This window comes from Pseudoalteromonas sp. AOP7-A1-14 (assembly GCF_052376275.1).
Lineage (GTDB): Bacteria > Pseudomonadota > Gammaproteobacteria > Enterobacterales > Alteromonadaceae > Pseudoalteromonas.
This window is the reverse complement of the sequence record NZ_JBQSVO010000126.1, coordinates 1-10,392: the sequence shown is the minus strand read 5'-3', so window position 1 is coordinate 10,392 and position 10,392 is coordinate 1. Positions and strand designations below refer to the sequence as shown.

The 10,392-nt window shown below is 40.1% G+C and carries 9 protein-coding genes and 1 pseudogene; 6 read left to right on the top strand and 4 right to left on the bottom strand.

Going from position 1 to position 10,392, the window contains the following annotated elements:
- Positions 1–123 precede the first annotated feature (123 nt).
- The 5 genes from ACT3RM_RS15445 to fhuF all read left to right on the top strand — a co-directional run bounded on the left by ACT3RM_RS15445 (position 124) and on the right by fhuF (position 7,033).
- Entirely contained in the window at positions 124–1,464 is a 1,341-nt protein-coding gene (locus ACT3RM_RS15445; RefSeq protein WP_192532719.1) for a lysine N(6)-hydroxylase/L-ornithine N(5)-oxygenase family protein, read from the top strand.
- Complete coding sequence (locus ACT3RM_RS15440) at positions 1,461–2,066, top strand: GNAT family N-acetyltransferase (RefSeq protein ID WP_192532720.1); 606 nt, start codon at positions 1,461–1,463, stop codon at positions 2,064–2,066. Before ACT3RM_RS15445 ends, ACT3RM_RS15440 begins: the two co-directional genes overlap by 4 nt.
- Positions 2,067–2,068: 2 nt before the next feature.
- Positions 2,069–3,931, top strand: a complete 1,863-nt coding sequence (locus ACT3RM_RS15435; RefSeq protein ID WP_192532721.1) for an IucA/IucC family protein — start codon at positions 2,069–2,071, stop codon at positions 3,929–3,931.
- 144 nt (positions 3,932–4,075) lie between these two features.
- Positions 4,076–6,124, top strand: coding sequence for a TonB-dependent siderophore receptor (locus ACT3RM_RS15430; protein WP_441995236.1), 2,049 nt, complete (start codon positions 4,076–4,078; stop codon positions 6,122–6,124).
- Positions 6,125–6,247: 123 nt separating this feature from the next.
- Complete coding sequence (fhuF, locus tag ACT3RM_RS15425; RefSeq protein ID WP_193039145.1) at positions 6,248–7,033, top strand: siderophore-iron reductase FhuF; 786 nt, start codon at positions 6,248–6,250, stop codon at positions 7,031–7,033.
- A gap of 64 nt (positions 7,034–7,097) precedes the next feature.
- On the opposite strand, the pseudogene ACT3RM_RS15420 reads toward fhuF, so the two are convergent.
- The 4 genes and pseudogenes from ACT3RM_RS15420 to ACT3RM_RS15405 all read right to left on the bottom strand — a co-directional run.
- A pseudogene (locus tag ACT3RM_RS15420) lies at positions 7,098–7,804 on the bottom strand (aspartate-semialdehyde dehydrogenase); the annotation flags it as partial.
- Between the two features lie 16 nt (positions 7,805–7,820).
- Entirely contained in the window at positions 7,821–8,252 is a 432-nt protein-coding gene (locus ACT3RM_RS15415) for a hypothetical protein (protein WP_193039146.1), read from the bottom strand.
- 51 nt (positions 8,253–8,303) lie between these two features.
- Entirely contained in the window at positions 8,304–8,711 is a 408-nt protein-coding gene (locus tag ACT3RM_RS15410) for a hypothetical protein (RefSeq protein ID WP_193039147.1), read from the bottom strand.
- A gap of 86 nt (positions 8,712–8,797) precedes the next feature.
- A complete protein-coding gene (locus ACT3RM_RS15405) occupies positions 8,798–9,133 on the bottom strand; it encodes a hypothetical protein (protein ID WP_193039148.1) in 336 nt (111 codons plus the stop codon).
- A gap of 35 nt (positions 9,134–9,168) precedes the next feature.
- Between ACT3RM_RS15405 and traN the strand changes: the two genes are divergently transcribed.
- The coding region (traN, locus tag ACT3RM_RS15400) for a conjugal transfer protein TraN (RefSeq protein WP_441995234.1) at positions 9,169–10,392 on the top strand (1,224 nt) is incomplete at its 3' end.

Sequence of the window (10,392 nt, the reverse complement as noted above, 5' to 3'; positions counted from 1 at the left end):
TATTAAACCCTCACGCATCGATAGACAGCATAGACGACGTATTGAATGAAATTTGCAAAATTGGCGAACAATATGTGGTCGACTGCAAAAGCAAACAACTGTGCACAGCTTAAGGAAAAGACAATGAAACCAGAAATTTATGATTTAATCGGAATAGGTGTTGGCCCGTTTAATTTAAGCTTAGCAGCGCTTTCTTCGCCACTTTCAGATTTGAAGACGCTATTTGTTGACAGTCGCCCTAAATTTGATTGGCACCCAGGTATGTTATTAGACTCTGCGAGTCTGCAAACCCCTTTTATGTCAGATTTAGTGACGATGGCAGACCCGACAAGTCAGTTCAGTTACTTAAATTTTGCTAAGCAGACTGGTAAATTGTATTCGTTTTATATTCGCGAAAACTTCTTTTTACCGCGCCAGGAATATAATCAGTATTGCCAGTGGGTGTGCCGCCAGTTAAATAATCTCAAGTTTAATTTTCACGTAGAAAACCTTGAATACGAGCAACAGCTCGACTGTTATCGTGTCTCTGGCAAAGATAAAGTGACTGGCAAGGTGCAAGATTTTTATTGTAAACATTTAGTGCTTGGTACTGGTACCCAACCTTGGCTACCTGAATTTTGCCCGACCGATAAGCACATAACTCACTCTTCACAGTACCTTAATAACAAAGCAATGTTACAAAGTAAATCTGACGTTACTATTGTTGGCAGTGGTCAGAGTGCAGCTGAGATTTTCCATGATTTACTGCTAGATATTGATAAATTTGGCTACCAATTACGCTGGTTGACGCGTTCACCGCGGTTTTTTCCTTTAGAGTACACCAAGCTTACTCTCGAAATGACATCGCCTGAGTATATTGATTACTTCCATAATTTACCAAGTGCAAAGCGACAACAACTTATCCACTCACAAAAGTCGCTTTATAAAGGAATTAATTCAGAGCTCATTAACGATATTTACGATTTGCTCTATCAAAAGAAACTGAATTGCGATTTCTCAGTCGAGCTTTTAACGAATACCTCATTAACGAACATTAAACAAGAAGGCCAAAAACTTGCCCTCTCATGCCAACATAACGAGCTAGAGCAAGATTTTAGCTTTAATACTAATGCACTTGTAATGGCGACAGGCTATCAATATCAGTTACCCAACTTCATTGAACCATTACGTCATAAATTAAACTTCGATGAGAACGGCGAGTTACAAGTAAAACGTACCTATAACATTGATGAGCAAGGTCGTATTTTTGCACAAAACCTAGGCCTCAACAGCCATGGACTAACAGCGCCAGATCTCGGAATGGCGTGTTATCGCAATGCCATCATATTAAAACAAGTATTAGGTAAAGCGCCTTACAGCATTGAAGAACGCATCGCCTTCCAACAGTTTGGCATTCCTAAAACAGAGGGCTGCTTTGCGCCCTCACGTAGTAAAACTGCTTCAATGTCACAGGAGGCTATGTGAACAGTTGTAACCACGCAGAGGTCAGTAAAAGCTTCGCTAGCCAGTGCCAAGCAAGAATAAACACGGACGCCTTCGCTATTGATGACTTTCGTTTTTACATTTACCAAACACAGAACCACTTCTCCTTGTTAAATAGCTGGCTTGCTCAAGATTATGCCCACTTTTGGGGAATGCAACACATGAATGCAGAGCAACGCCAAAGTGAACTTGCTCCCGCATCTCACAAACTAGCACTTATAGCTTATCAAGATGCGACCCCTGCTTTTTTTATTGAATTGTATGAACCGCAGTTTGGCGAAATCGGTAAACATTTTGAAACCCACCCAGGTGATTGTGGCATGCACCTTTTACTTGCCCCCGTAATCACCCCGCAAAGTGGTTTTAGTCGGCGTGCTATCACAGCAACAGCAAAACTCATCTTATCTAAATTAGGTTTTACTCGATTAGTTGTCGAGCCTGACATTAATAATCAAAAAGTACATAAGCTAAATAAAAAAATAGGTATTCAGAGCAGTCATATCGTTCGCCTTACACACAAAGATGCATGGCTAGGTTTTGCTGACCTAGCAAGCTTTGAAGCAGCAACAACACAAGGAGACTAATTATGGAAATCATTAAAAATTCATTCCCTCAACATTTATCTGAATATTTATGGCAAGGTGCTAATCAACATTTAGTCGCCAAAATACTGTGTGAGTTTAGCCATGAAAAACTAATAGAACCTATTGCTGCAAAAGAACATAAAAAACAAACAGTGCAGCAATTTCAGTTATTCTTAGAGAGCAACCAAGGGCTTTTAAGTTATGACTTTAGTGCTCGCCGCTATCAACTAGATCACCTACATATTCAGCCAGAATCAATTGTCTGCAAACTAGATGGCACTATCCAAGATTTAGATGCAGTAACACTCATTATTGCCCTAAAAGATCGTTTAGGTATTACCGATAGCCTCTTACCAACTTATTTAGAGGAAATCACCAGCACTTTATACAGTAAAGCATTTAAATTGCTTCATCAAAATAAATCCGTTTCAGAGCTGGTAAATTGCGACTATCAGCAAATTGAAGCGGCCATGACTGAAGGCCACCCTGTATTTGTTGCTAACAATGGTCGTATTGGCTTTGATATGGATGACTGCCACGCTCTTACACCTGAAAGTGGTCAACCAATGAAATTAGTCTGGTTAGCTGTTGCGCGGGTAAACACAAGCCTAGCAATGATTGAAGAGCTTAATTACGAACGTTTTATTGAAAGTGAATTAGGCTGCCAGCAAGTTGCAGCATTTAATAACATGATTGCTGAGCATGATAAAAAAGCTGAGGACTATTACTTTATGCCCGTACATCCTTGGCAGTGGCGCGAAAAGATTAGCCGAATTTTTGCTGCTGATCTTGCTCGTAAGCAACTTGTTTATCTTGGTCACAGTGAAGACGATTATCAGGTACAACAGTCGATTCGCACATTCTTCAACTTAGATAACAACAAGCGTTGCTATGTGAAAACGGCGTTGTCTATATTGAACATGGGCTTTATGCGCGGGTTATCTCCTTATTACATGAGCCGAACGCCCGAAATAAACACCTTTGTTGCTGAGCTTGTGAACAGCGACCCATACTTTGCTAAAAATCGCTTTATCGTTTTAAGAGAAACCGTAGCAATTGGTTATCACCATAAATATTACGAGCAAGCTTTAGAAAAAGATACGCCTTATAAAAAAATGCTCAGTGCACTTTGGCGAGAAAGCCCTTTCAGTTTAACGTTTCAGGGAGAACCGTTAGTTAAAGAAAACCAACAACTTCTGACATTAGCTGCCTTACTACATCAAGACAGCCAACAAAATAGCTTACTAGTTGAACTAATTAATACCTCTCAACTCACTGCAAATGAGTGGGTAAGCAAATTAATGGATCTTTATTTACAACCTCTATTACATGCGTTCTTTGCGTATGATTTAGTGTTTATGCCCCATGGTGAAAACCTGATCCTCGTTTTAGAAGAACACCAACCAGTTACCATTTTAATGAAAGATATCGGTGAGGAAGTCGCGATACTAAACGGCAATTCACCTTTACCTGGTCATGTTGCTAACTTAGCGGTGTGCCTAGAAGAGGACATGAAATTAAACTATATACTACTGGATATTTTCGACTGTATTTTCCGCTTTATCGCACCTCAGCTTGATGCACAAAATTGTTTAACTGAACATGGTTTTTGGCAATTAGTCGCTGATAAAGTTTATCAGTATCAGCATGAAAAACCGCAATTTTCCGAAAAATATACACGTTACAACTTATTTAAGGCTCGCTTTACGCGTACCTGCTTAAACCGTATTCAATTGAATAATAATCAGCAGATGATTGACCTTGAAGATAGAGAGAAAAATCTCCGTTTTGCTGGGGATATCAAAAACCCACTGCATGATTTTGCAACTAGTCATGACTTTCAACATGACATAACAATGGCCTAAGCATAGGCCTCACTATTTATATACGTAATAGGACTACGAATAAAAATGAAAAAGACTAACTACTTTAAACTCACGCCTGTCGCACTTTCTTGTTTAGCGATATTTAGCCAATCTTTACAGGCCGAGCAAAAAAAGCATAGCGATATGGAAGTACTCACAGTCGTTGGTGAACAAAGCAATGCCCGAGGCTATAAAGTTGAGCAAATGAGTACAGCAACGGGTTTAGAATTGTCATTTCTAGAAACACCACAATCAACCACAGTCGTAACTGAGCAAGCGATGAAAGATCAACAACTAAACTCAGTTATTGAAGTGATGAGCAGCGTAACAGGGATTAATACCCGACCTTCTGACAACGACCGCTATTCAATCAGCGCCCGTGGTATTGGCGTAAGCAGTATTTTATATGACGGAGTGGCAACAACCTACGATACTCGCTTTAACTATGGTGACAACTTGATGGATAGCGCAATTTATCAGCGCATAGAAGTTGTTCGCGGTGCAACAGGTTTGATGCTGGGGTCGGGTAGCCCGTCGGCTGCGATTAATTTAGTTCGTAAGCGTCCGACAGAAGAGTTTCAAGCAAGCGTAAGCCTAAGTACAGGTTCATGGCAACAGTTACGCGGTATTGTTGATTTATCGGGAGGCTTAAATCAAGACGCAAGCGTACGAGGTCGAGTCGTCGTAGCGTATCAAGATCGTGAAAGCTATCAGCATCGTTACGAGCAGCAACGACAAACCCTATACGGTATTATCGAAGCAGATATAGGTCGTAATACATTACTGACGTTAGGTGCTGACTACCAAGACACTAAACCTGAAGGCACAATGTCAGGCGGATTACCGTTATTCGACAACCAAGGCAATAGAACTAACTACAGCCATCATATATCAACAGCCCCACGTTGGGCGTCATCCAAAACCAAAGCGTTGAATAGCTTTGCTACGATTGAACATAATTTTAGTGATGACTGGCAACTCAAAGCAAGCTACATCTATGGCGATAACGATTTAGAATTTGATGTGTTATGGGCTACAGGTAACCCAGATCCAATAACCAACGAAGGTATGATACCTGGCTCATTGGCATTTATTGACGGTAATCGAACCCAACATACATTCGACTTAAAATTAACGGGTCACTTTACCCTCTTTGACCGCTCACAACAAATTCTAATTGGCGCAAATCAACAGAAGCAAGAGTTTGCCAATCCATATTATGGCTCTTTAGATGAGGCTCTACCTTTAGGTGACTTTAGAGATAAAGGTTTTACATATCCGACCCCTACATGGAGCGATGAAGTTCTGTATGGCTCATGGGGAGAAACAAAACAACAAGCAATATACCTTGCCTCTGATATTGAGTTAACCGACTCACTTTCTATGGTAATAGGTGGGCGTATTGATAATTGGGAAACTGACCAAGATAATTTTGGCACCATTCATGATTACGAAGTTGATAATGAATTTACCAGCTATGTCGGCGCCACCTATGCTATTGGGCAAAATGTATCACTGTATGCCAACTACACAGATATTTTTACACCACAAAGTAGAGTGCAAGCTGATGGCAGTTACCTCGATCCTGTTAAAGGAAAAAACTATGAAGCAGGTATTAAAGCCAGCTTATTTGAAGAAGCGTTAGACACCTCACTCTCGGTGTTTGAGATCCGTCAAGATAACGTTGGTGAAGCAACGGGAGAAACCTTACCAGGAACAACGGTTCCTATATACCGCGGTATTGATGGCACTAAAACACAAGGATTCGAATTTGAAGCCAATGGTTCAATCAATGAGCAATGGAACGTCTATTTTGGTTATAGTCAATTTGAAACAGAAGACCCTGATGGTGAAAAAATAACAACCACCAGCCCAAAACATCAAGTAAAGCTCTTCACTACCTATGAATTAGATAACTGGGTAAATGGCTTACAACTGGGTGCTGGTGTTAATTGGCAAAGTGAGATCCACAGAGATGTTACTAAGCCAGATAGAAGCTCAGTGGAGGTTAGCCAGCAAAGTTATGGGCTTGTTCGATTAATGGCAAGATACAATGTAAACGATCAACTAACATTGCGCGCTAATTTAGACAACGCATTCGATAAACGTTATTACAGCCAATTAGGCTTTTATAACCAGTTTCAATATGGCGCACCACGAAACTTTAGCATCACTGCTCAATATAGTTTCTAAGTAACTCGACATTATTGCGAATTGCTATTATGCCGCCTCTGTATGAGGCGGCATAAAATACACTTTAAAGACGCAATTTTGTGAAGAAACTTCCACCCCAGCATAATGAAAGTACAAACATACATGGCGTTACACGATACCACTGAGCTAAACTCTTTACTGGAGCGACAGGCTCCATTTTATAGTCAGCATTTTAAAATTATTGAGCCACATCAACCTCTCCCCAAAAACTGCCAACCATTATCACAACGGTTAAATAAACCGCATTATACAGAAGCACTCGTTACTTTTTCTAAGAGCTATCAACAACAGCAACAAGAATCAATCGACTTTAGCGCATTACATTCTATGTGGGGCCAATGGTTTTTCGGCTTTTTGCTTCCGCCACTATTAGAATACGCATTAAAAAGCCAAGCGAGTGTATTGCATGCTGCGATGAACCTTAAAAACTGGCATTGGACTTATCATCAAACGGGGCGAGTAGAATGTTTCTATTTAGTACTTAGAGAAGATCAAATTCAAAGACCGACTGAGTTACCCATCACATTGCTAGAGCGGTTACTTGTTAAGCTGATAAACCCTATTGTGAAACAACTAAGTACCCTGTCGCCGGGGTCAGAAAAGTTATTTTATAGTCATGTTGCGTACTGTTTTTATTGGTATTTGTCAGAGATGCCGTTAGCTCAAGAATTTAAATTTAATTTACTAACCCAGTTATTTAGTAAAGACACATTATTACTCGCTAAAGACGCTACTTTGCCACACCCTTTATGTCGCAAAATTAGACTTAAAAATAGTGAGTACCCACGTATTATGTGTTGTTTACGGCATAAATTACCTAATACACCAATGTGTAATATTTGCCCATTGAACAAAAATAAACACAAGGTCTGTAAAACAATGATGTAAAGGCTCTGTAAAAGAGCCTTTATAGAATATTTGAGCAAAGTTTTTTGCTCAAATATAATCTCATTTAGCCTTCAACAATAATGCGTAGCATACGACGAAGTGGCTCTGCAGCACCCCATAGTAATTGGTCACCCACGGTAAACGCACTGATGTACTCAGGGCCCATAGATAATTTACGAATTCGACCAATTGGGATATTCAATGTGCCTGTAACTTTAACGGGTGTTAAGTCTGTCGCGGTGATATCACGTTCATTGGGTACGACTTTAACCCATTCGTTATGCGACGCTAAGATTTGCTTCAACTTGCGCTTTCCATTCCTCTTTCGATTGCCCTGATGGCATAGGCACATCAATCCACGGAATTAAGCTGCCTGCTAACGGTACGCCAAATTGATCTTGAGGTAGCTCGCTTGATGCAATTTGCTCAGTTACAAGCTTGTCTATTTCTAAAATGGCCGCTTGCGGGTCGGCAAGCTTATCTGCAACGCTTGCGTGAATAGAGCCCATTTGAGCAATAAGCTCTTTCATATTACGAGCGCCGGCACCTGAAGCTGCTTGGTAAGTCATAGGGCTTACCCATTCAATTAAGTCTTGCTCAAATAAACCACCTAAAGCAAGCAGCATTAATGAAACCGTACAGTTACCGCCTACATAGGTTTTAACACCTTGTTCAATGACGTCTTTATTAACAGGATCAAGCACGATTATACTGTCATCTGTCATCTGACATACGCAGAGCTGACGCTGCATCTATCCAATAGCTATTCCAATCACCAATATTATGACTAATTGCTTTCAGCATAATGTTCAAATACTGATTCAATATCTTTTTTAGTTAACTCATTAAGTGTAAGGTCTCGACTATTTGACAAGCCATAATAGTATGTTTCATCTGTTGTAGTGATTACATTTGTGTCGTTCTTTAAAATCAAAACATCAACATTAGCAACGCAATACATTTCATCTATCGAAACACCTAAACCATCAATATTTTTAATTTTAACTTGTGCAACTTCGCCCTTGGCTTCTGATTTCTTTCTAACATCAATAAGAAGATATTTTGCACAGTAATCTTTTACCATCCTTTTATTAATAACTAGCTCTAGCATTTCAGGTTTTTGTATAACTAGACCTGAAGGTTTGGTTAGGTGATAAGTAATAGCGCTGCTAGTTGCAGCTACCACAGCCATGATCAGATATATTTTTAAGCTATTCATGCTTTGCGGTTACTCCTATTTTCCAATTAGGTTTGTGGGCGCTCTTGATTTTCAATTGCTCTCAAGCTCAACGAAGTGGCTCAAGAAATTTGTCATATTAATTAAATCGTCGATGGTAAAGTTACCGAAATCGTTGCCCTTTTCGTACGGGTATCTGCTTGCCTGAAAGGCTCCTTCAAATTGACTCAGAACAGCTTTAATGCATCCACCGAATTCAGCTTTGTAAGCGGATATCAATCGTTTTTGGAAGGCTTCTGGAATCACTTCCAGACGCTTCATTAAGCCGTGACCATTTCCACCTACGCTTTTTGCTTTCGCATAAAGCTCTTCAATACAGGAGCTCCCACTATCAATAGGTGTTCTAACTTCATCAGCCGAAAGTGACTTTAAGTAAAGTTCGATCGCTACAGTTGCCAAATTAATAAGAGGTAATACGACGCCTTCTTCTACCTCTTCCACTGCCTACAGGCTTTCTTAAACTGGTCTGCTGCGTCTTTTACAAGGATGTTTGGTATTTCCATTAATTCGTATTCCAATTTAATTATTTATTTGTATCGGTGAAATAGCATCTTATAATCTTTGTCTGAAATAGATGCTGTCCAAAATTCAGGAGTAAATGGCCCCTTTTTTACTTGCCTTTTTATTTCTTTCTTATGCTCATCTGGCATGTTTACGCCAAAATATATATCTGTTATTTCATCTTCTTCTAAAGATAAGCACTCACAATCATGTTTTAACTCAAGGCCTTTTAAGAGGTCGATATTTTGAGTTAATTCGATGTGTGATTTTATGTCTCTCTCATGATTTGGGTTGAAAATAGATCTGTACTCATTTTCATATTCCCATGTTTTTGATTTGCTGAGCATTGGACCTAAACCCATGTTTTTGATTTGCTGAGCATTGGACCTAAAAATAAATGGATTGTTGGATTGATATTCACGGCAATGAGCAATGCCCCCACAACGAGGGTAATATTTTAAACACATGTACTGAATTTGAAGATAATCCTCAATGTGGCTTTATAAGCTCTACCTGTGTTGATGGTGCGGCGGGTAAGTCTGGAGCTTGCTACGTAAAAGAAGAAGTATGGGATTGTGGTAGTACTGTAACAGCTGAAACCGTAGAAAAGAATACCGAATACCAATGCTCTGGCCCCATTAGGTGTATGGGAGATGACTGCCTTGATCCTAACGCAACCCAAAATCAAGCAGATAACTTTGCTAAAGCAACCGCTTTATTAAATGCAGCTCAGTTCATGACACAGGATATGGAGTGTACTGGCGGGGCCACTGAAGAGGGTGGCGATGAAAACATAGACTTAGGTTGCTCTGCTTTTGCAGGAAAGGCTGGTACTTGCAAAATAGCGGTTGGTGGAGTTTCAGATTGCTGTGAAAAGCCAAAGAATATAAATATGTCGGATTATTTGATGATGATTAGCCAAGTACCAAAGTTGGATGGGGCCATATTATCGCTTGGCAAAGACAACATAATTAAAAGCTCTTATCAAAGTTTGCGCGAGCCGGTTATGAATGCTTGGTCAGACGTATCATCTCCATTTACGAGTTACATGGATAACATTTCAGGTGCAGTAGGTGATTTTTTCTCTCCAATTGAAGAGTTAAAAGATGAGCTTATGGATCAGCTAAAGGAAAAAGCTCAAGAAATGCTCCAAGAAATAATGAGCAACTTTATAGAGGATAAAAGTACGGAAGCAGCTGCATCAGCCGCAGCTAACAAAGCAGCAAAACAAGCATCCGAGGAAATGGCAAAACAAGCAGCGTCAATGCTAAAGGGGGCTATGAACGTCTACACTGCCTACGTAGTTGCAATTGCAGTTATTCAAATGGTTTACGCATGTGAACCAGAGGAGCTTGAAATGAACGCAAAGAGAGCGACAGATAGTTGTACTTACGTTGGATCATATTGCGAATCAAAAGCGCTTGGTGTCTGTGTTGAGAAGCATCAAGCGTATTGCTGCTTTAACTCTCCGTTATCAAGGATAATACAGGAGCAAGTACGCCCACAACTAGGTTTGGACTTTGGAACAGCATTGGAGCCTAGTTGCGCCGGTGTGCCTCTTGATAAAATAGCAGAAATAGACTGGTCACAAATAGACCTGGATGAGTGGCTAGCTATATTA